The organism is Stenotrophomonas sp. PFBMAA-4 (genome assembly GCF_030053215.1).
Classification (GTDB): domain Bacteria; phylum Pseudomonadota; class Gammaproteobacteria; order Xanthomonadales; family Xanthomonadaceae; genus Stenotrophomonas.
In genome coordinates this window covers 162,630-182,836 of record NZ_JASGBW010000005.1, presented here as the reverse complement: position 1 = coordinate 182,836, position 20,207 = coordinate 162,630, and the positions used below count along the sequence as shown (strand labels likewise).

The window sequence follows — 20,207 nt, the reverse complement described above, 5'->3', positions numbered from 1 at the left end:
GCGGCATCCACGCATCAAACGAAAACGCCGCCCCTGGGGCGGCGTTTTTCGTATCAGCGGCGGTCGGCGACGATGTTGCCGAAGGTCTCGGTGTAGTCCTTGAACTCCGGAATGGTCTGCACCAGGTCCGGCGGAATCACCTCCGTGCCCTCCGGTGGCTGGATCTTCACCGGCTGCATGTTCGGATCGGCCGGGGCCGCCACCAGGGTGTTCTGGCGCAGCACCTGCAGCTTGCCGAACATGGTCTGCAGCATCTGCCGCTGGCCATCGTTCAGCGGGATCTGGATCTCGTCCACCTTCATCGTGCCGTCGGGCAGGATGATGATGTTCGGCGCCGGCTGGCGGCGCACCGTCACCATGCTTTCGCTGACGGAGATCTTGGGCTTGCCGCGCTCGGCGCGGTGGTTGCGGTAGTCCTGGTCGCAGCCGGCCAGGCCCAGGCAGAGCAGGGCGACCAGCAGCAGCAACAGCTTTTTCATGGCGGTTCTATCGGGTGCATCGGGGGCCGCCATTGTAAGCCCGGGCGGCCCGGCACGGCCGGCAACGGGTCAGGTTGCCGGCCGGGTGCGGCGAAGTGTCACAGGGTCAGCGGTTGACCACGGTGTTGGTGTTGCAGTCGTCGATGTCGCGCTGGTCCATGGTGGCGTAGGGCTGGAACGCCGGCAGGTCGCGGGCCAGTGCCTGCTGGCTGGCCAGCATCGCCGGCAGCCGGTTGCACAGCTGCTTGGCCTGGGCTTCGATCTTCTCGGCTTCGGCATTGATGCGCTTCTCGATGCCGTCGGTGTCGCCACTGAATACGCCCTTGATCGCTTCGCTGGCGGCGCTGGCGCCCAGCTTGGCACCGGCCACGCCGATCTCCATGCCGTCCTGGGCGATGCCGGCGATATGGCCGCGATAGTCCAGCAGCTGGCGACGCTGTGCCGGCGTGGTCTCCACTTCCTTGCCGGCGATCAGCAGGCGGCCATCCGGGGTGATCTCCGCACGCGGCTGCTTGTCCGAGGAAATCTTGATGTTGCCCTTGGCGATTTCCTCACGGGCCTTGTCGGTGGCTTCCTTGACGCTCTTGCCGATCTCGCCGGTGGCATCGGCCACGGCCTTGCCCGGCGACGTGTCCGACGGCGAAGAGGAAGACGAGGACGTGCCGCCACAGGCGATCAGCGGCAGGCACAGCAGGACGGCAGGCATCAGGCGCAGCAGGTTCATGGCGTTCTCCTCAAGGCAATGGATGGATGGCTTACTTGCCGCGCGGCAGGGTGACCTTGCCGCCGATGTCGCGATGGCGGACGTCACCGCTGCCACTGTGGTCGACGGTCAGGTTGCCGCCGGCGCCGTTGACGGTGATGTCGCCCGAGCCGTGGCTGCGTACGTGCACGTTGCCGCCGGTCTGGTCGATGTCCACGTCGCCGGAGCCGACCACGCCGATCTCCACGTTGCCCTTCACCTGGCGGAAGCCGATGTCGCCCGAGCCGACCGTTTCCAGCCGCGCGTTGCCGCGCACGTCGCCGATCTTCAGATCACCCGAACCGACGGTGCCGACCACGGCGTCGCCGCCGATGTTGCGGGCCTTGACGTCGCCCGAACCCAGCGACAGCAGGTTCAGCGATGCGGCGCCGTCGATGTCCAGGTCGCCCGAGCCGACCGCAGCATGCACGCTGCCCCGCGTGCCGCGGGCGATGCCATCACCGGAGCCGACATCCATGCTCAGCGACTGCGCGTTGTCCACGCTGGCATCGCCGGAACCGATGCGGAACTGCAGCGGCAGGTTGTCCGGCACGCTGCCACGGATGTCCAGCCAGGCATGGAAGTTGCCCAGGCTGATGCCGGGCCGGCTGTCACGGCGCAGGCTGACCACCAGCTTGTCGCCTTCGCGGCGCTGGTCCAGCCGCAGCTGGTCCAGCAGCTCCTGGCTGGACGCGCAGGCGCGGCCTTCCAGCTGGCCACCGCCGGCATTGGCGACCACCTTCAGGTCGTGCTGGTTGACCTCGAACACCACGGCCTTGGCACCGGCCGTGTCCAGCTTCAGCGAGCGCGGCGCGGAGAGCTTGCAGTTCGGTGCGTCGGCGGCCTGCACCGACAGCGGCAACAGCAGCAACAGGGCACTACAGGCGAGCAGGGTACGCATGGTGGTCTCTCCGGGAAGGGATTAGATTTCGCCGGCGCGCTTGCGCAGGCGGATGGCCAGGATGATGAAGGCGACGCCGAACGCTGCACCGATCCACAGGTCGGGCATGGCCAGGGTCTTCAGCTGCTCGGCCGGGCTCATCAGCGCGGCCAGCGACTCGACGTTCTTGGCCTTGTCGTTCGCGCTGAGGCGGTAGACCAGGTCCACGCCGGGCACCGTGCCCAGCAGCAGGCGGGCGACGATGTGCTGCCAGAACCAGCCGGTGGTCATGTCGAACACATGCATCAGCTTGGTGGTGCTGACGATGATGCCGGCGAACAGCGGCAGCATGACCGCCCACAGGAACGGCTTGCTCTTGGCCCAGGCCGAGCACAGCAGCAGCCAGCCGGCGGTCGGCAGCGCCCACAGCGCGTACACCGGGATGGCGGCGAGCAGGCCGGCGCTCAGGGACACCGGGCTGGCCGGGCCCCAGATCAGCGTGGTCGGGCTGCCGCCGTGGGTGACCGCGACGATACTGATGATCAGCAGGAAGCCGAACATGGTGGCGACGGCGGCCAGGGTGGCCACCAGCGGCGCGATGACCAGGGCGCTGATCACCTTGGATAGCACGGTCTGGGTGTCCGACAGCGGCAGCGACTTCCAGAACAGGATGCTGCGGTCGCGGCGGTCGTCGTAGAGGGCGCCGAGGCAGTAGAAGAACACCACGAAGGCCAGCACCAGGAAGGGCCAGGTGGAGCTGAGCAGCAGGGTCAGGTCCAGGCCGTTGCCGAGGTCGGCCATGTCCTTGGCGCTGATCTTCTGGGTCAGCAGGGCCAGGTCCAGGCCGTTGATGTTCACGTCCTCGCCATCGACGTGCAGGCCGCCGTCGCGGGCGGCGCGGTGCAGGGCAAACAGGCCCAGGCCGATGCCCACCGCGCTCATCAGCAGCGAGACGATGCCGGCGATCAGCGGGGCGTACAGGAAGCCGCCGCGGTTCTCCCAGTATTCGCGCTTGAGCAGCCAGCGCAGGGTGCCTGCGGGGCTGACCGGATGGTTGACGGCATTCATGCGTAGGTCCCCTTCATGACAGCGACGAACAGATCGGCCAAGCCCGCGTTGCGGGTCTCGCCCAGGGTGGAAAGCTGGCTGCGCGGCACGCCGTCAAACAGCAGCACGGTCTTGCCGAAGGCCTGGGCGCGCTCGTCGATCGGCTTCAGTGCGCGGGCGGTTTCCAGCTGGTCTGCACCCACCAGCAGCTCGGTGTAGCGTTCGCCCACCTCGTCCATCTCCGCGCTGAGGACCACGCGGCCATCGCGGATGAACATCACGTCGCTGAGGATGTGCTCGATCTCTTCCACCTGGTGGGTGGTGACGATGATCGTCTTCTGCTCGTCGAAGTAGTCCTCCAGCAGGCGCTGGTAGAACTCCTTGCGGTACAGGATGTCCAGGCCCAGGGTCGGCTCGTCCAGCACCAGGATGCGGGCATCGATGGCCATCACCAGGGCCAGGTGCAGCTGCACGATCATGCCCTTGGACAGCTCGCGCACGCGCTGCCTGGGCTGCAGCTTGGTGTTGGCCAGGAAGCGTTCGCAGCGGGCGCGGTCGAAGCGCGGGTGCACGCCGGCCACGAAATCGATGGCCTCGCGCACCTTCAGCCAGCGTGGCAGTACGGCTACGTCGGCGATGAAGCAGATGTCCTTCATCAGTTCATCGCGGTGCGCCCGCGGGTCGCGGCCCAGCACCGACAGCTCGCCCTCCACCGAGGTCAGGCCGAGGATGGCCTTCAGTGCGGTGGTCTTGCCGGCGCCATTGGGCCCGATCAGGCCGACGATGCGGCCTGCGGGAATGGAGAAGCTGGCGTTGTCGAGGGCAATGGTGTTCTTGTAGGCCTTGCGCAGGCCCTTTGCGGTGATGACGGCTTCGCTTGCGACGGTACTCATCAGATCTTCCCCTGGGGCAGCAATTCGTCGAGGCTCAGGCCCAGGCGCTGGATGCGCTCCAGGACCGCCGGCCATTCTTCATTGAGGAAGCGCTCACGCTCGCTGCTGCGCAGCTGCGTGGCGGCCTGCTCGGTCATGAACATGCCCAGGCCGCGGCGCTTCTCGACCAGGCCTTCATCGGCCAGTTCCTGGTAGGCGCGCGAAACGGTGATGGGATTGAGCTGGTAGTCGGCGGCCACCTGGCGCACCGAAGGCAGGGCGTCGCCCGGCTTGAGGATTCCGTCGAGCATCATGGCGATCACGCGCTCCTTCAGCTGGCGGTAGATGGGAGCGCCGTCGCTCCACTGGATGTCGCTCATATTCAGCTCCGTGGGGTCAGCGGCTGTGCGAACGAGAAGTACGGCATGGACAGGGAGCTGTGCAGCCGACGCGGGGGAGGGGGAGAGGGTTCGGCGTTCCCGGCCGTGAAGGGTGCTGCGTCCTGCGGGGTGTTGTCGGGGGAGGAGGAGGGCGCCGGCGGTGCCGGCAGGGCCAGCCAGAGCAGGGCCAACAGCGTGGATACGGCCGTGACCGCAGGGGCGGCATGGCGGCGGCGCATCTGGATGTTCATGGTTTCCCCCCTGTCTCAGGTGACTGGTGTTGTATGCAACTATAACACCGGCACGCTGTCGTGCAAGACCCGCTGCAACCCAACTGATGGCAGGGGTGGTCACGGGACCGCAATATTTCTTCAAGTTATTGATCTGATTGGATAACGGGCTTCGCACAACCGTGTTTTCCGGACCCGCTTCCATTCAGCAACATCGATGCTATGTCATCGGCGGTGCGATGGCGGGCCCCAGGGGCGGCAGCCGCCACGCCGCGCAAAGTGAGGCGGCCCCTGCAACGGCAGGCGCTCCGGGCCCCGGTGCTATAGTTCGGCCGATTCCCGGCCGGAGCTGGCCGGAGCCCTGAAACAGCTACCGCGGAACGACCCTCATGCCTCTGCCGACTGCTCTCCCGCGCCGCCTTCGCGGCCTGTCCCTGTTGACCGTGCTGGCCTTCGGCCTGGCCGGGTCGGCCAGCGCCCTGGCCGCCGACCTGCTGGATGTCAGCTACCGCCCGCTGGCCGGCAAGCAGCAGGTCAACCTGGAAAAGCGCTACCACGGCCAGGTGCTGCTGGTGGTCAACACCGCCAGCAAGTGTGGCTACACCCCGCAGTACGAAGGCCTGGAGGCGCTGCACAAGCAGTACGCCAGCAAGGGCTTTGCCGTGCTCGGCTTCCCGTCGAATGATTTCAAGGGCCAGGAGCCCGGCGATGAGAAGCAGATCCAGGATTTCTGCACGCTGACCTACGGCGTCAAGTTCCCGATGTTCGAGAAGGTGCACGTGGTCGGTGCCGAGGCCACGCCGCTGTACCAGCGCCTGACCGCTGCCACCGGCGTTGCCCCGGGCTGGAACTTCCACAAGTACCTGGTGGGCCGCGATGGCAAGGTCATTGCCCAGTTCGCCAGCAAGGTCACTCCGGATGATCCGCAGCTGAAAGCGGCCATCGACAAGGCGCTGGCTGCGCCGGCCACCCATTGAATGACGGCACGCACGCCTCGACATCTCCGGCGTGCGTGCGACAATGATTGCTTTCGCGCCGACGTCGGCGCCCAGACACTTCCAGGAATGCAGCGAATGAAGATGGGAATGCGCGGCGCAGCGGCGTCGGTTCTGATTCTGGCGATGGGCACCTCTGGTGCTGCCCTGTCGCAACAACCGGCCGCACCGGCGGCCGCCAAGGAGACCGCAACCTTGAATTCCCCCAAGCAGAAGCTCGGCTACGCCATCGGTCTGGATGTGGCCAAGTCGTTCGCACCGATCGCCGATGAAATCGACGTGGCCGCACTGCGCACCGCCGTCGAGCGTTCGTTCGAAGGCCTGCAGCCGCAGATCACCCAGGACCAGGCCAAGGCCACCGACGCGGCCCTGCGCCAGGTCGTGATGGCCCGCAACGGCCAGCAGGTTCCGGGCATGGCACCGGGCTCGCAGCCGGCCAAGGTCGACCGCGTCAAGGTCGCTCAGATGATCGGCTCCTACTCGGTCGGCCCGTCGCTGGCGCAGCTGAAGGACGACATCGATACGGCCTCGCTGTTTGACGCGATCAGCACCGCTCTGAGCAAGGGCCAGCCGAAGATGACCGAAGCTGACGCGACGGCCACCATCCAGTCGTTCATGAGCACCAAGCAGGCTGAAATGCAGGCCAAGGCCGCCCAGGCTGCGCAGACCAACCGTCAGGAAGGCAACGCGTTCCTGGCCAAGAACAAGACCCAGCCGGGCGTGGTGACCACCGCCTCGGGCCTGCAGTACCAGGTGATCCGCCCGGGTAGCGGCGAGCGCCCGCTGCCGAGCAGCAAGGTGCGCGTGAACTACGAAGGCAAGCTGCTGGACGGCACCGTGTTTGACAGCTCCGCCAGCCGTGGCCCGGCCGAGTTCGGCCTGGACCAGGTCATCAAGGGCTGGACCGAGGGCGTGGCCCTGATGCCGGTCGGTTCCAAGTACCGCTTCTGGATCCCGGGCGACCTGGCCTATGGCGAGAACGGCACCCCGGGTGGCCCGATCGGCCCGAACGCCACGCTGACCTTCGACGTCGAGCTGCTGGGCGTTCTGCCGTAAGCCCCCAGGAGTCAGCACGGACATGCGCGTTGCGATTTTCGGTACCGGCTACGTCGGTCTGGTGACAGGGACCTGCCTGGCCGATGCCGGCCACCAGGTGGTCTGCGTCGATATCGACCAGGCCAAGGTGGACGGCCTCAACCAGGGCATCATCCCGATCTACGAGCCGGGCCTGGAGCCGATGGTGAAGGCCAACCACGCCGCGTCGCGGCTGGCGTTCACCACCGATGCCGCAGCCGCCATCGGCCATGGGCAGGTGGTGTTCATCGCCGTCGGCACGCCGCCGGACGAGGATGGCAGCGCCGACCTGCAGTACGTGCTGGCCGTGGCCCGCACCATCGGCCGGCACATGAGCGTGCCGACCGTGGTGGTCAACAAGTCGACGGTGCCGGTGGGCACCGCCGACAAGGTGCGTGCAGCGATCGCCGCCGAGCTTTCCGCGCGTGGCGCGGACATCGCCTTCGACGTGGTGTCCAACCCTGAGTTCCTGAAGGAAGGCGATGCGGTGGCTGACTGCATGCGCCCGGACCGCATCATCATCGGCGCCACCAGCGCCGAATCGGTGGCGGTGATGCGCCGCCTGTATGCACCGTTCAACCGCAACCACGACCGCGTGGTGGAAATGGACGTGCGTTCGGCCGAGCTGACCAAGTACGCGGCCAACGCGATGCTGGCGACCAAGATTTCGTTCATGAACGAAATCGCCAACATCGCCGAGCGCGTCGGCGCCGACATCGAGCAGGTCCGCCAGGGCATCGGCTCGGACCCGCGCATCGGCTGGCACTTCATCTACCCGGGCGCCGGCTACGGTGGCTCGTGCTTCCCCAAGGATGTGCAGGCGCTGGCCAGCACGGCGCAGCAGTACGGCCTGGAGCCGAAGCTGCTCAACGCCGTGGAAGCGGTCAATGATGCGCAGAAGGGCCACCTGTTCGAACTCATCCAGCGCCATTACGGCACGGATGCGGGCGCGAGCCTGCGTGGGAAGACGTTTGCGGTGTGGGGCCTGGCCTTCAAGCCCAATACCGACGACATGCGCGAGGCATCCAGCCGCCGCCTGCTGGCCCAGCTGTGGGACGCCGGTGCGACGGTGCGTGCCTACGACCCGGAAGCCACCCATGAAGCGCAGCGCATCTTCGGGCAGCGCGACGACCTGGTGTTCTGCGGCAGTGCCGACGAGGCCCTGCAGGGCGCCGCTGCGGTGGTCGTGGTGACCGAGTGGAAGCAGTTCCGCAGCCCCGATTTCCAGGCGCTGCGTTCGCAGCTGAAGGACGCGGTGGTGTTCGATGGCCGCAACCTGTACGACCCGTCCGAGGTCGAGGCTGCCGGCCTGGCTTATTACGGCATTGGCCGGGGGCGTTCGTTGCATGTCTGAGTTGCCGAGTGAACGTGAGCAGGCGCTTGAAGCGCGCCTGGTCGAACTGGAGATGCGCGTGTCCTTCCAGGAACACGCGCTGGCCGAACTGAGCGATGCGCTGGCCGCTGCAAGCATGCAGGGCAGCCGCAATGCCGATGTGCTGCGCGTGCTGCTGGAAGACCTGGGCAAGGTCCGCAACGCATTGAATTCTTCCGATCCGGCGAGCGAGCCGCCGCCGCCGCACTACTGATCCGATTCCTATGAGCGATACCCTCCGCGACCAGCTGATGGGCCTGGGCTTCAAGCCGGCACCCAAGCCCGAGCGCAAGAACGATGCCCCCCGCCGTGATGGCCGCCCGCAGGGCAAGGGTGGCAATGGTGATGGCAATGCAAGGCCGCAGGGCGCTGGCAAGGGCGAACACAAGCCCGGCGAGCGTCGTGGCCATGGCCGTGGTGGTGCCGGCAAGCCCGGCCCGTCGCGTGGCCCGGGCCAGCAGGGCCCGCGCAAGCCGCGCACTGCCGAAGAGATGGACCTGGCCAAGGCCTACGCCATCCGCGCGCAGAAGGAAAAAGAAGAGCGCATCGAGACCGAGCGCCTGAAGCAGGAAGAAGCGCGCCAGCGCCGCGAGGCCAAGGCCAAGCTGGAAGAACTGCTGAAGGACAAGGGGCTCAATGACGAGGCGGCCGACATCGCCCGTCACTTCCCCTACGGCGGCAAGATCAAGCGCATCTACGTGACCGCCGCGCAGCTGACCGCGCTCAATGCGGGTGAGCTGGGCGTGGTGCAGCTCAACGGCCGTTACCTGCTGGTGACCGCCGAGCTGCTGGCGCAGTCGGAGGCCGTGTTCGCCGCATCGGTGGCGCTGAAGGTCGATCCGAATGCACCGGCCGAAGAAGATCCGTATGCGGATCCGCAGTTCCAGGTGCCGGACGACCTGGTCTGGTAAGCAGGCCTGCAGGATGACGAGGACGCCGGGCATTGCCCGGCGTTTTCGTCAGTGCGTGCCGGTGGCGCTGCGCCGCGCGCGGATCAACGGCAGGCTCAGCGCGAAGAAGCACAGCAGGGCGCCGACCAGGGCAAAGCCGCTGCCGGCGAGGAACGCGGTGCGGCCGTTGTCGATGGGCCACAGCTGGCCGGCGATGAGTGCGCCCAGCACGCCGCCGACACCGGACGAGAAACCGTACAGCAGGCCCTGGCCGTGGCCGTTGAGCCGGCCCGGGAAATAGGTCGCCAGCATCTGCATGGCCGCGGCGAAGAAGGCGGCGAAGCCCAGCGCATGTGCGGTCTGCGCCAGCAGCATCACCGGCAGGTTCTCCGGGAACAATGCGGTGACCGCCCAGCGCAGGCAGGAGCTGACCAGCGCGATCAGCAGCATCCAGCTAGCGTCGTAGCGGCGGAAGAAGCGGCCGATGGTGAAGAACACGCCCACCTCGAACACCACGCCGATGGTCCACAACAGGCCGAGGGTCGAGGTGCGGTAGCCGTGGTGATCCATGTAGACCGAGAAGAACGTGTAGTACGGCCCGAACGACAGCTGTTCCATGAACGCGGCCAGGAAGAACGCGAGCACCGGCGGCCGGCGCACGATCTGCCAGAAACCGCTGGCGTCGCCCTCGGCCTTGCCGATGCCGCGTGCGTACTGGTTGCTGAAGGCCGAAGCCACCAGCAGGGCGAACAGCGGCAGCATCATCCACGGCAGCAGCCCGGCGCGGCTGCCGCTGCCGTCGCCTTCGATCAGCCAGCCGAACAGGGTGACGATGGCGATGAAGCCCAGCGAGCCCCAGACCCGGATCAGCCCGTAACGATGGCTGTCGCTGCCCAGGTGGGTGAGGGTGATCGACTCGAACTGCGGCATCACCGCGTTGTAGAAGAAGCAGAACACCACCATCGCCGGGTACATCCACGGCTGCGGCAGCGGCAGCAGGAACACCGCGAAACTCAGCAGCGTCAGCACGCAACCCACCCGCAGCAGGCGGATCGGGCGTGGCGAGGCCGCCGCCAGTGATGTCCAGGTGCTGGGCGCGATCACGCGGGTGGCGTACCACAGGCCCATCATCACGCTGATGGCGGTGACGCTCATCCCGCGCGCGGTCAGGAACAGGCTCCAGTACGGCGTGAACGCGCCGAGCGCGGCGTAATAGAACAGGTAGAAGCTGGACAGGCGGGCGGCGGGAACGGTCATCGCGGGAATAATGCACGTGGCGCCGGGGCATGCCCAGCGCTACCGCCTCATTCGGGATCGTAGTCGAGGTTGGAGGCCAGCCAGCGCTCGGCCTGGGCGCGGTCGACGCCCTTGCGGCGGGCGTAGTCGCTGACCTGTTCGCGGCTGAGGCGGCCCACCACGAAATACTGGCTCTGCGGGTGGCTGAAGTAGTAGCCCGACACGGCGGCGGTGGGCAGCATGGCGAAGCTTTCGGTCAGCTCCATGCCGGCGTTGGCCTCGGCCTGCAGCAGGTCGAACAGGCGGCGTTTCTCGCTGTGCTCGGGGCAGGCGGGATAGCCGGGCGCCGGACGGATGCCGCGATACTTTTCGTCGATCAGGGCTTCGTTGTCCAGCGTCTCGGCGTGGTCGTAGCCCCAGAATTCCGTGCGCACGCGCTGGTGCAGGCGCTCGGCCAGCGCTTCGGCAAAGCGGTCGGCCAGTGCTTTCAGCAGGATCGCGTTGTAGTCGTCGTGGTCGGCTTCGAAGCGCGCGACGTGGGCGTCGATGCCGATGCCGGCGGTCACCGCGAAGGCGCCGATCCAGTCCTGCCGGCCACTGTCGGCAGGCGCGATGAAATCGGCCAGGCAGAAGTCCGGGCGCTCGGCCGGCTTGTCCACCTGCTGCCGCAGGAAGTGCAGGGTGGTCTCGCCCTGCGGGTGCTGCACGCGCACGTCATCGCCGACGCTGTTGGCCGGCCACAGCCCGAACACGGCCTTGGCCTGCAGCCACTTCTCGCCGACGATGCGGCCGAGCATCGCGCGTGCGTCGCGGTACAGCTCGCTGGCCTGGGTGCCAACGATCTCATCGGTGAGGATGGCCGGGTACTTGCCGGCCAGTTCCCACGCCTGGAAGAACGGCGTCCAGTCGATGTAATCGACCAGTTCGGCCAGCGGGTAGTCATCGAACACATGCAGGCCCGGCAGTTTGGGTGCCGGCGGTGTGTAGTTCACCCAGTCACCATGGAACTTCTGCCCACGCGCGTGTTCCAGCGACACCAGGCGCTTGGCATCGCCGCGGTTGCGATGGCGGGCGCGGATTTCGGCGTAGTCGGCTTCGTTGGCGGCGACGAAGGCTTCGCGCAGATCGCGCGAGATCAGCGACTGGGCCACGCCGACGGCGCGCGAGGCATCCTTCACCCAGACGGTCGGCGCCTTGTAGTGCGGGTCGATCTTCAGCGCGGTATGCGCGCGCGAGGTGGTCGCGCCGCCGATCAGCAGCGGCAGGTCGAAGCCCTGGCGCTCCATTTCGCGCGCCACGTGGCTCATTTCTTCCAGCGAGGGCGTGATCAGCCCGGACAGGCCGATCAGGTCGGCGTTGTGCTCGCGCGCGGCGTCGAGGATCTTCTGCGCCGGCACCATCACGCCCAGATCCACGACCTCGAAATTGTTGCAGGCCAGGACCACGCCGACGATGTTCTTGCCGATGTCGTGCACATCGCCCTTCACCGTGGCCATGATGATCTTGCCGTTGCTGCGGGCGGTGTCGCCGCTGCGCGCCTTCTCCGCTTCGATGTAGGGCAGCAGGTAGGCCACGGCCTTCTTCATCACGCGCGCGGACTTCACCACCTGCGGCAGGAACATCTTGCCGGCGCCGAACAGGTCGCCGACCACGTTCATGCCGTCCATCAGCGGCCCTTCGATCACGTCCAACGGGCGGCTGGACGCCTGTCGTGCCAGCTCGGTGTCCTCTTCCACGAAGGCATCCAGACCGTGCACCAGTGCATGTGCCAGGCGCTGTGCCACCGGCTTTTCGCGCCAGGCGAGGTCTTCGGTTTTCGCCGCGCCCTTCTTGCCCTTGTAGCGCTCGGCAATCTCCAGCAGGCGCTCGGTGGCATCGCTGCGGCGGTTGAGGATCACATCCTCCACGCGCTCGCGCAGTTCCGGCTCCAGCTCGTCGTAGATCGGCATGGCGCCGGCGTTGACGATGCCCATGTCCATGCCGGCGGCGATGGCGTGGTAGAGGAACACCGAGTGGATGGCCTGGCGCACCGTCTCATTGCCGCGGAACGAGAACGAGACGTTGGAGACGCCGCCGGACACATGGCAGTGCGGCAGGGTCTGCTTGATGATGCGGGTGGCTTCGATGAAGTCGACCGCGTAGTTGTCGTGCTCTTCGATACCGGTGGCGACGGCGAAGATGTTGGGGTCGAAGATGATGTCCTGCGGCGGGAAGCCGATCTCATCGACGAGGATGCGGTAGGCGCGGGTACAGATCTCGACCTTGCGTGCGCAGGTGTCGGCCTGGCCGGCCTCGTCGAAGGCCATCACCACCGCGGCGGCGCCATAGCGCAGCACCTTGCGGGCGTGTTCGCGGAACAGCGCCTCGCCTTCCTTCAGCGAGATCGAGTTGACCACGCTCTTGCCCTGCAGGCATTTCAGGCCGGCCTCGATCACGCTCCACTTGGAGGAATCGACCATTACCGGAATGCGCGCGATGTCCGGCTCGGACATGATCAGGTTGAGGTAGCGGGTCATCGCCGCTTCCGAATCGATCAGGCCCTCGTCCATGTTGACGTCGAGGATCTGCGCGCCGCTGGCCACCTGTTGGCGGGCCACGTCCACCGCTTCTTCGTAGCGGCCTTCCTTGATGAGCTTGCGGAACTGCGCGCTGCCGGTGACGTTGGTGCGTTCGCCGACGTTGACGAACAGCAGGTCCGGGGTGATGACCAGCGGTTCCAGGCCGGACAGGCGGGTATAGGGCGAAGTGCTCATGCGGCCTGCTGCTCCTGTGCGCCGGGCAGGGCGCGCGGCGGCAGGCCGGCCACGGCCGCGGCGATGGCGCGGATGTGGTCGGGCGTGGAGCCGCAGCAGCCACCGACCAGGTTCAGCAGGCCATCCTCGGCGAAGCCGCGCAGGGTGGCGGCCATTTCCTCGGGCGTCTCGTCGTACTCGCCGAAGGCATTGGGCAGGCCCGCATTGGGGTGGGCGCTGACGTGGCAGTCGGCCACCTGGGACAGGGTTTCCACGTGCGGGCGCATGGCGTCGGCACCCAGCGCGCAGTTCAGGCCGATCGACAGCGGGCGTGCGTGGGCAAGCGACGCATGGAACGCATCGGCGGTCTGCCCCGACAGGGTGCGGCCGGAGGCATCGGTGATGGTGCCGGAGATCATCACCGGCAGGCGTGCGCCGCGCGCATCGAAGGCCTCTTCCAGCGCATACAGCGCGGCCTTGGCGTTGAGCGTGTCGAAGATGGTCTCAACCATCAGGGTGTCGGCGCCACCGTCGATCAGACCTTCGATGGCCTCGCGGTAGGTATCGCGGAGTTCGTCGAAACTGGTGTTGCGGAAGCCGGGGTCGTTCACGTCCGGGCTGATCGAGGCGGTACGGCTGGTCGGCCCGATCACGCCGATGACGAAGCGCGGCTTGTCCGGCGTGGTTGCTTCCACGGCATCGCAGCAGGCACGCGCGACGGCGGCGCCTGCCTTGTTCAGCTCATACACCAGGTGTTCCAGGTGGTAGTCGGCCTGGCTGACCGAGGTGGCGTTGAAGGTGTTGGTTTCCACCAGGTCCGCACCGGCCAGGAGGTAGGCGGTGTGGATATCGCCGATGACCTGCGGCCGGGTCAGCAGCAGCAGGTCGTTGTTGCCCTTCAGGTCATGGCCTTCCGGCGTGCCGTGGTCGCAGCCGGGGCCATGGCTGTGGTCGTAGCCCCCGGCGAAACGTTCGCCGCGGTAATCCGCTTCCTGCAGGCCGTGGCGCTGGATCATGGTGCCCATCGCCCCATCGATGATCAGGATGCGCTCGCGCAGCGCGGCGAGCAGGGCATGGGCACGTTCGGGATGCAGCCAGGGCAGGGCGGACACGGCGACCTCAGGGCTTGTTGGCGATCAGCGAGATGACTTCAAAATGCGGCGGGCGCTTTTCACGGGTCACCGTTTCCAGGCTGGAGACCTGCAGGCCGGCCTTGTCGACGAACTTGCGCAGTTCCTTGTCGCTGAAGCCGAGGTTGACGTGGCCATAGGCTTCCACTGCGGCCTTGTGCTCGTGGCGGGCCAGGCTGCACAGCAGCAGGCGGCCACCCGGGCGCAGCACGCGCGCGGACTCGGCCACGGCCTGCGCTGGCTTGCTGGCATAGGTCAGCGCGTGCATCAGCACCACCAGATCGAACGTGCGGTCCTTGAAGGGCAGGGCGTGCATGTCGCCCTCGCGCACCTCCACGTTGGGCAGGCGGCGCAGGCGCTCGCTGGCGGCCGCCACCACGCGCGCGCTGGTGTCGATGCACACGTAGCGGCTGGCGTGCGGCGCGACCAGTTCAGCCAGCACGCCGTCACCGGAGGCGATGTCCAGCACGTCGCCGGTTTCCAGCAGCGGCAGCGCCGTGCGTGCCAGCGCTTCCCAGGTGCGGCCCGGCGAGTAGTGGCGTTCCATGTCGCCGGCCACGCTGTCGGCCCAGTTCTGGTCGGCGGCACGGCTGGCCATCACCGCAGCGACGCGTTCAGCATCCTGGCGCAGCAGCGGGTCATCGCTTCCGTTGCTCAAGGCATGCCACAATGCGCGCTGCGCCGGGTCCAGCTGGGCATCGTCGAAGCGGTAGTAGGCCGACACGCCGGCACGGCGGTCGCGGACCAGGCCCGCTTCCTTCAGGCGCGCCAGGTGGGTCGACACCCGCGGCTGCGCCAGCCGGGTGATCGCCGACAGCTCGGCCACGGTCAGCTCTTCCTGTTCCAGCAGCGCCAGCAGGCGCACACGGGTGGCGTCGGCGAACACCTTCAGGCGGGTCGACCAGTCTTCCAGATCCATGAATATCTACCTATCGCGATATAGAGATATATTCGCCGACGGCGCCTGTCCCGGTCAAGCCGCCACCGCCCCCAAGTCAGCCGCCGTTGCCCGGCCCCGGTACAATCGGCGCACCTGGGCACGCTGTGCGTGGCCCATATCATCATGTCCCTGGGAGGGTGTTGTGGATTTCAGCTTTACTGAAGAGCAGTTGATGCTGCAGGACGTTGCGCGGCGCATCGCGCAGGAAAAGATCGCCCCGAGCGCGGAGCACCATGACCGCACCGGCGAATTCCCCCTGGAGAACATCCGCCTGCTGGGCGAGAACGGCCTGATGGGCATCGAAGTGCCGACCGAATACGGCGGCGCAGGCATGGACCCGATTGCGTACGTGCTGGCGATGGTGGAGGTCGCCGCCGGTGATGCTGCGCATTCGACGATCATGTCGGTCAACAATTCGCTGTTCTGCAACGGCATCCTGACCCATGGCAGCGAGGCGCAGAAGCAGAAGTACGTGCGCGCGATCGCCGAAGGCGAGGCCATCGGTGCCTTCGCCCTGACCGAGCCGCAGTCCGGTTCGGACGCCACGGCGATGCGCTGCCGCGCGGTCAAGCAGGCCGACGGTACCTATGTCATCAATGGCAAGAAGAGCTGGATCACCTCCGGCCCGGTGGCCAAGTACATCGTGCTGTTCGCGATGAGCGAGCCGGACAAGGGCGCGCGTGGCATCACCGCGTTCCTGGTCGACACCGACAAGGCCGGTTTCGGCCGCGGCAAGACCGAGCCGAAGCTGGGCATCCGCGCCTCGGCCACCTGCGAGATCGAGTTCAACGATTACGTGGCCCAGGCCGAGGACGTGCTGGGCCAGGAAGGCGAGGGCTTCAAGATCGCCATGGGCGTGCTCGACGCCGGCCGCATCGGCATCGCCTCGCAGGCCATCGGCATCGCACGTGCGGCCTATGAGGCAACCCTGGAATACGTGAAGGACCGCAAGGCCTTCGGTGCCGCCATTGGTACCTTCCAGATGACCCAGGCCAAGATCGCCGACATGAAGTGCAAGCTGGACGCGGCCCTGCTGCTGACCCTGCGCGCGGCATGGGTGAAGGGCGAGGGCAAGCGCTTCAGCAACGAAGCGGCCATCGCCAAGCTCACCGCGTCCGAAGCGGCCATGTGGATCACCCACCAGGCCGTGCAGATCCACGGTGGCATGGGCTATTCCAAGGAAATGCCGCTGGAGCGCTACTTCCGTGATGCCAAGATCACCGAGATCTACGAAGGCACTTCGGAAATCCAGCGCCTGGTGATCGCCCGCAACGAGACGGGCCTGCGCTGAGTTCAAGCGGCCGCGCCGCTGCAATGGCGGCGCGGCCGTGCGTGGATGCGCGCTGACGTTGGGCCGTGTGTAGATCCACGCCATGCGTGGATGGGCCGTGGCATTGGATATCTGTAGAGCCGAGCCCATGCTCGGCTCCGGTACAGGCAGCCGAGCATGGGCTCGGCTCTACAGAAAGCGATCGCGCGCGCAAGCCCCGCTAAAATGCAGGCCGTTTTTATCAAGGTCTGCACGATGATCTATCGCGGTTGGGGATTCATGACGCTGGTGACGCCGATTGCAGGCATCCTGCTGCTGGCCTACTTCTTCCCGCACGACGGCCCGAAGGGCAACATTCCCCTGCAGCAGGTGCTGCTGGGCGGGGGCCTTGGCGCGGCCGTGAACGTGCTGCTGGGCCTGTGGTTGAACCGCACGCCGCGGCAGAAGGGCGAGGCGGCGCCGCATCATGTCTTCTTCGTGCCCATGCAGTGGGCCGCGCTGGTGATCGTGGCGGTGTGTGCCGTGGTCGCGCTGCTGCGCTGAGGGGCAGGGTTGCCTGTAGAGCCGAGCCCATGCTCGGCTCACGCGACCAGTAGATCCACGCCATGCGTGGATGCGCCGTGGCCTGCGCTTTCTGTAGAGCCGAGCCCATGCCCGGCTCTACAGAAGGCAAAAGCAGCCGAGCATGGGCTCGGCTCTACGGAAAGCGGCAACAAAAAAGGCCCCGGATCGCTCCGGGGCCTTTTCATTTCTGCCTACCGCCGGATCAACGATCCGGGCGGTGTGCGGCTTCGGCGTCGCGCTGGCGCTCCATGAACTCCTTGGAGGGTTCATCCAGCTTGTCGCCCAGCATGCGGCGCACGACCACGAAGAACACCGGGATCATCAGCAGGCCCAGCAGGGTGGCGAACAGCATGCCGCCGATCACGCCGGTACCGATGGCGTGGCGGGAGTTGGCGCCGGCACCGGTGGAGATGGCCATCGGAATCACGCCCATGATGAACGCGAACGAGGTCATCAGGATCGGGCGGAAACGCAGGCGGGCCGCTTCGATGGTGGCATCGCGCAGGGTCTTGCCCGCGGCACGCTGTTCCACCGCGAACTCCACGATCAGGATCGCGTTCTTCGCGGCCAGGCCGATCACCGTGATCATGCCGATCTTGAAGAAGATGTCGTTGGGCAGGCCGCGGATCATCGACAGGCCGATGGCACCCAGCACGCCCAGCGGCACCACCAGCAGCACCGCCACCGGGATCGACCAGCTTTCATACAGTGCGGCAAGGCAGAGGAACACCACCACCACCGACAGCACCAGCAGCAGCGTCGCGGCGTTGCCTGCCAGGATTTCCTGGTAGGACATGCCCGACCAGTCATAGCCGTAACCGGCCGGCAGGTCGTTGGTGACGATGTCTTCCATCGCCGTCATCGCTTCACCCGAGCTCTTGCCCGGGGCCTGCGAGCCGACGATGTTGATGGCCGAGTAGCCGTTGTAGCGGCTCAGCGACGGCGGTGCCGACACCCATTCCGACTTGACCACCGTGTTCAGCGGGATCATGGCATTGGTGCCGTCGGCATTGGTGGTCAGGCTGGAGGGGCTGTAGAAGCTCTTCAGCGATTCCTGGCCGGTGCGGTACGGCGCGTCGGCCTGCATGGTCACGCGCTTGATGCGGCCCTGGTAGAAGAAGTCGTTGACGTACACCGGGGCCAGCATCAGCTGGATGGTGCTGTACACGTCCGACACCGACATGCCCATCGACTGCGCCTGCACGCGGTCAACATGCAGCGCCAGCTGCGGGGCGTTTTCCAGGCCGTTCGGGCGCACGCCGGTCAGCCTGTCGCTTTCCTGCGCCGCCTTGCCCAGCAGGATGTTGCGCGCCTGGGTCAGCTGTTCGTAGCCCTGGCCACCACGGTCCTGCAGCCACATGTCGAAGCCGCCGAACTGGCCCAGGCCCTGCACGGTCGGCAGGTTGACCACGAAGATCTGCGCTTCCTTGATGCCGTAGAACGCGCCGTTCATGTTCTGGATGAACTCGGGCACGGTGACCTTGCGGTCGGCCCACGGCTTGAGGCGGATGAAGCCCATGCCCACGTTCTCGCCCGAACCGACGAAGCTGAAGCCGGCAATCTGCATCAGGCCTTCGTAGCCTTCCTGGTCCTTCAGGATGCCGCGCATCTGCGAGAAGACTTCGTTGGTCTGGCCCTTGGTCGAGCCCGGCGGCAGCTGCACGATGGCCAGTGCGTAGCCCTGGTCTTCTTCCGGCAGGAAGCTGCCCGGCATGCGGGTGAACAGGAAGCCGCACAGTGCGGTGAGCACCACGGCCAGGATCATCCAGCGCGGCGCGTGCTTCACCGCCGAGGTGATGTGGCCGACGTAGGTCCCGCTGATCTTGTCGTAGTACTTGTTGAAGGTACGGTAGACGATGTTCGGGTTGTCGTTGTGGGTCGGCTTGAGGAAGGTCGCGCACAGGGCCGGGGTGAAGCCCAGCGCCAGGAACGCGGAGAACGCCATCGAGATGGCGATGGTCAGCGCGAACTGCTTGTAGATCTCACCGGCCGCACCGCCCTGCAGGGCCGAGGGGATGAACACCGCGGCCAGCACGACGGTGATGGCCACCACCGCGCCGGTGATCTGGGTCATCGCCTTCTGGGTGGCCGGCTTCGGCGCCAGGCCTTCCTCGGTCATGATGCGTTCGACGTTCTCGATGACCACGATCGCGTCATCGACCACGATGCCGATCGCCAGCACCATCGCGAACAGGGTCAGCTGGTTGATGGTGAAGCCGATCAGCCACATGCCCAGGAAGGTGCCCAGCAGGGCCACCGGGATGACCAGGGTGGGGATGATCGTCGCGCGGAAGTTCTGCAGGAAGATCAGCATCACCAGGAACACCAGCAACACCGCTTCGAACAGCGTCTTGACCACTTCCTCGATGGAGATCTTGACGAAGGTGGTGCTGTCGTACGGCGAGAACCAGCTGACGCCGGCCGGGAAGCTCGGCTGCAGCTCGTCCATCTTGGCGCGCACGGCATCGGCCACGTTCAGGGCGTTGGCGCCCGGCAGCAGCTGGATGGCGAAGGCACCGGCGGCCTGGCCGTTGTACTGGGTATCGAAGCCGTAGTTGTTGGCACCGAAGGCGACGCGGGCGATGTCCTTGAGCAGCACGCGCGAGCCGTTGGCATTGGCCCGCAGGATGATGTTCTCGAACTCTTCAGGCGAGCTGAAGCGGCCTTCGGCCGAAACCGTGGCGGTGAAGTGGCCATCCGGCGAGGGATCCGAACCCAGCGAACCGGCCGCGAACTGCACGTTCTGCGCGCGCACTGCCGCCAGCACTTCGCTGGCCGACAGGCCGTAGCCCTGCATCTTTTCCGGGTTCAGCCAGATGTTCATGGCGTACTCGGAACCGAACTGCTGGGTGCTGCCGACGCCGGGGATACGCGAGACCTGGTCGAGCACGCGCGAACCGACGATGTCGTTCAGGGCGTCGCGGCTGATCGTGCCGGTGTCCGAACGCAGGCCGACCACCATCAGGAAGCCGGCGTTGGCCTTGGCCACCACCACGCCCTGCTGGGTCACTTCCGAAGGCAGTCGTGGCGTGGCCAGCGACACCTTGTTCTGCACCTGCACCTGGGCGATGTCCGGATCGGTACCGGTCTCGAAGGTCAGGGTGATCTGCGCACGGCCATTGGAGGACGAGGACGAGCTGAAGTACAGCAGGTGATCGATACCGGTCAGCTGCTGCTCGATCACCTGGGTAACCGATTTTTCAGTGGTGTCCGCGCTCGCGCCCGGGTAGGTGGCCTGGACGGTCACCTGCGGCGGGGCGATGTTGGGATAGGACTCGACGCCGAGGTTGAGGATCGCGATCACGCCGCTGAGCGAGATCAGGATCGCTACCACCCAGGCGAAGACTGGATGTTCGATGAAAAATTTAGGCATG

General features: G+C 66.5%; 19 protein-coding genes. 7 read left to right on the top strand and 12 right to left on the bottom strand.

Features of this window, described 5'->3' with window-relative positions; translation table 11 throughout:
- Positions 1–53 precede the first annotated feature (53 nt).
- The 7 genes from QMZ26_RS05775 to QMZ26_RS05745 all read right to left on the bottom strand — a co-directional run bounded on the left by QMZ26_RS05775 (position 54) and on the right by QMZ26_RS05745 (position 4,651).
- A complete protein-coding gene (locus QMZ26_RS05775; protein WP_283220847.1) occupies positions 54–479 on the bottom strand; it encodes a hypothetical protein in 426 nt (141 codons plus the stop codon).
- A 106-nt stretch (positions 480–585) separates the two neighbouring features.
- The gene (locus QMZ26_RS05770) at positions 586–1,203 is read right to left on the bottom strand and encodes a hypothetical protein (RefSeq protein WP_200732529.1); all 618 of its coding nucleotides are present in this window, start codon (positions 1,201–1,203) and stop codon (positions 586–588) included.
- Positions 1,204–1,234: 31 nt separating this feature from the next.
- A complete protein-coding gene (locus tag QMZ26_RS05765) occupies positions 1,235–2,122 on the bottom strand; it encodes a DUF2807 domain-containing protein (RefSeq protein ID WP_283220846.1) in 888 nt (295 codons plus the stop codon).
- A 21-nt stretch (positions 2,123–2,143) separates the two neighbouring features.
- Positions 2,144–3,169, bottom strand: a complete 1,026-nt coding sequence (locus tag QMZ26_RS05760) for a hypothetical protein (RefSeq protein ID WP_200732531.1) — start codon at positions 3,167–3,169, stop codon at positions 2,144–2,146.
- Positions 3,166–4,041, bottom strand: a complete 876-nt coding sequence (locus QMZ26_RS05755) for an ABC transporter ATP-binding protein (RefSeq protein ID WP_283220845.1) — start codon at positions 4,039–4,041, stop codon at positions 3,166–3,168. Before QMZ26_RS05755 ends, QMZ26_RS05760 begins: the two co-directional genes overlap by 4 nt.
- On the bottom strand, positions 4,041–4,400 hold the full coding sequence (locus QMZ26_RS05750) for a GntR family transcriptional regulator (protein WP_079222416.1): 360 nt from the start codon (positions 4,398–4,400) through the stop codon (positions 4,041–4,043). The genes QMZ26_RS05755 and QMZ26_RS05750 overlap by 1 nt, the downstream gene beginning before the upstream one ends.
- Positions 4,401–4,402: 2 nt before the next feature.
- Complete coding sequence (locus QMZ26_RS05745; protein ID WP_108758267.1) at positions 4,403–4,651, bottom strand: hypothetical protein; 249 nt, start codon at positions 4,649–4,651, stop codon at positions 4,403–4,405.
- 368 nt (positions 4,652–5,019) lie between these two features.
- On the opposite strand from QMZ26_RS05745, the gene QMZ26_RS05740 reads away from it, so the two are divergent.
- From QMZ26_RS05740 to QMZ26_RS05720, 5 genes are all read left to right on the top strand, one after another.
- Positions 5,020–5,607, top strand: a complete 588-nt coding sequence (locus QMZ26_RS05740) for a glutathione peroxidase (RefSeq protein WP_108746983.1) — start codon at positions 5,020–5,022, stop codon at positions 5,605–5,607.
- Between the two features lie 96 nt (positions 5,608–5,703).
- On the top strand, positions 5,704–6,681 hold the full coding sequence (locus QMZ26_RS05735; protein WP_108746982.1) for an FKBP-type peptidyl-prolyl cis-trans isomerase: 978 nt from the start codon (positions 5,704–5,706) through the stop codon (positions 6,679–6,681).
- 22 nt (positions 6,682–6,703) lie between these two features.
- The gene (locus tag QMZ26_RS05730; protein ID WP_079222412.1) at positions 6,704–8,053 is read left to right on the top strand and encodes a UDP-glucose/GDP-mannose dehydrogenase family protein; all 1,350 of its coding nucleotides are present in this window, start codon (positions 6,704–6,706) and stop codon (positions 8,051–8,053) included.
- On the top strand, positions 8,046–8,285 hold the full coding sequence (locus QMZ26_RS05725; RefSeq protein ID WP_079222411.1) for a SlyX family protein: 240 nt from the start codon (positions 8,046–8,048) through the stop codon (positions 8,283–8,285). Before QMZ26_RS05730 ends, QMZ26_RS05725 begins: the two co-directional genes overlap by 8 nt.
- Positions 8,286–8,295: 10 nt before the next feature.
- Entirely contained in the window at positions 8,296–8,982 is a 687-nt protein-coding gene (locus QMZ26_RS05720) for a DUF2058 family protein (RefSeq protein WP_200732534.1), read from the top strand.
- Between the two features lie 48 nt (positions 8,983–9,030).
- Here the strand turns inward: QMZ26_RS05720 and QMZ26_RS05715 are convergent, their stop codons facing one another.
- From QMZ26_RS05715 to QMZ26_RS05700, 4 genes are read right to left on the bottom strand one after another with little or no spacing between them, the layout of a single operon-like run.
- Positions 9,031–10,218: an MFS transporter gene (locus tag QMZ26_RS05715; RefSeq protein ID WP_108746980.1), complete on the bottom strand. Its 1,188-nt coding sequence runs from the start codon at positions 10,216–10,218 to the stop codon at positions 9,031–9,033.
- 47 nt (positions 10,219–10,265) lie between these two features.
- Positions 10,266–12,950, bottom strand: coding sequence for a methionine synthase (gene metH, locus QMZ26_RS05710; protein ID WP_200732536.1), 2,685 nt, complete (start codon positions 12,948–12,950; stop codon positions 10,266–10,268).
- Positions 12,947–14,041: a homocysteine S-methyltransferase family protein gene (locus QMZ26_RS05705; protein ID WP_283220844.1), complete on the bottom strand. Its 1,095-nt coding sequence runs from the start codon at positions 14,039–14,041 to the stop codon at positions 12,947–12,949. The genes metH and QMZ26_RS05705 overlap by 4 nt, the downstream gene beginning before the upstream one ends.
- Positions 14,042–14,048: 7 nt before the next feature.
- A complete protein-coding gene (locus QMZ26_RS05700) occupies positions 14,049–14,978 on the bottom strand; it encodes a metalloregulator ArsR/SmtB family transcription factor (RefSeq protein WP_079222406.1) in 930 nt (309 codons plus the stop codon).
- A gap of 163 nt (positions 14,979–15,141) precedes the next feature.
- On the opposite strand from QMZ26_RS05700, the gene QMZ26_RS05695 reads away from it, so the two are divergent.
- Both QMZ26_RS05695 and QMZ26_RS05690 read left to right on the top strand, forming a co-directional pair.
- Complete coding sequence (locus QMZ26_RS05695; RefSeq protein ID WP_079222405.1) at positions 15,142–16,290, top strand: acyl-CoA dehydrogenase family protein; 1,149 nt, start codon at positions 15,142–15,144, stop codon at positions 16,288–16,290.
- A gap of 234 nt (positions 16,291–16,524) precedes the next feature.
- Positions 16,525–16,812: a hypothetical protein gene (locus QMZ26_RS05690; RefSeq protein ID WP_283220843.1), complete on the top strand. Its 288-nt coding sequence runs from the start codon at positions 16,525–16,527 to the stop codon at positions 16,810–16,812.
- A 223-nt stretch (positions 16,813–17,035) separates the two neighbouring features.
- Here QMZ26_RS05690 and QMZ26_RS05685 read toward each other — a convergent pair whose 3' ends face one another.
- Positions 17,036–20,206, bottom strand: coding sequence for a multidrug efflux RND transporter permease subunit (locus tag QMZ26_RS05685; RefSeq protein WP_283220842.1), 3,171 nt, complete (start codon positions 20,204–20,206; stop codon positions 17,036–17,038).
- Between the last annotated feature and the right edge of the window lies 1 nt (position 20,207).

Excerpts from the sequence above, each read along its gene's own strand:
- QMZ26_RS05775 (WP_283220847.1), bottom strand. The coding sequence starts at position 479 with ATGAAAAAGCTGTTGCTGCTGCTGGTCGCCCTGCTCTGCCTGGGCCTG.
- QMZ26_RS05770 (WP_200732529.1), bottom strand. The coding sequence starts at position 1,203 with ATGAACCTGCTGCGCCTGATGCCTGCCGTCCTGCTGTGCCTGCCGCTG.
- QMZ26_RS05765 (WP_283220846.1), bottom strand. The coding sequence starts at position 2,122 with ATGCGTACCCTGCTCGCCTGTAGTGCCCTGTTGCTGCTGTTGCCGCTG.
- QMZ26_RS05760 (WP_200732531.1), bottom strand. The coding sequence starts at position 3,169 with ATGAATGCCGTCAACCATCCGGTCAGCCCCGCAGGCACCCTGCGCTGG.
- QMZ26_RS05755 (WP_283220845.1), bottom strand. The coding sequence starts at position 4,041 with ATGAGTACCGTCGCAAGCGAAGCCGTCATCACCGCAAAGGGCCTGCGC.
- QMZ26_RS05750 (WP_079222416.1), bottom strand. The coding sequence starts at position 4,400 with ATGAGCGACATCCAGTGGAGCGACGGCGCTCCCATCTACCGCCAGCTG.
- QMZ26_RS05745 (WP_108758267.1), bottom strand. The coding sequence starts at position 4,651 with ATGAACATCCAGATGCGCCGCCGCCATGCCGCCCCTGCGGTCACGGCC.
- QMZ26_RS05740 (WP_108746983.1), top strand. The coding sequence starts at position 5,020 with ATGCCTCTGCCGACTGCTCTCCCGCGCCGCCTTCGCGGCCTGTCCCTG.
- QMZ26_RS05735 (WP_108746982.1), top strand. The coding sequence starts at position 5,704 with ATGAAGATGGGAATGCGCGGCGCAGCGGCGTCGGTTCTGATTCTGGCG.
- QMZ26_RS05730 (WP_079222412.1), top strand. The coding sequence starts at position 6,704 with ATGCGCGTTGCGATTTTCGGTACCGGCTACGTCGGTCTGGTGACAGGG.
- QMZ26_RS05725 (WP_079222411.1), top strand. The coding sequence starts at position 8,046 with ATGTCTGAGTTGCCGAGTGAACGTGAGCAGGCGCTTGAAGCGCGCCTG.
- QMZ26_RS05720 (WP_200732534.1), top strand. The coding sequence starts at position 8,296 with ATGAGCGATACCCTCCGCGACCAGCTGATGGGCCTGGGCTTCAAGCCG.
- QMZ26_RS05715 (WP_108746980.1), bottom strand. The coding sequence starts at position 10,218 with ATGACCGTTCCCGCCGCCCGCCTGTCCAGCTTCTACCTGTTCTATTAC.
- metH (WP_200732536.1), bottom strand. The coding sequence starts at position 12,950 with ATGAGCACTTCGCCCTATACCCGCCTGTCCGGCCTGGAACCGCTGGTC.
- QMZ26_RS05700 (WP_079222406.1), bottom strand. The coding sequence starts at position 14,978 with ATGGATCTGGAAGACTGGTCGACCCGCCTGAAGGTGTTCGCCGACGCC.
- QMZ26_RS05690 (WP_283220843.1), top strand. The coding sequence starts at position 16,525 with ATGATCTATCGCGGTTGGGGATTCATGACGCTGGTGACGCCGATTGCA.
- QMZ26_RS05685 (WP_283220842.1), bottom strand. The coding sequence starts at position 20,206 with ATGCCTAAATTTTTCATCGAACATCCAGTCTTCGCCTGGGTGGTAGCG.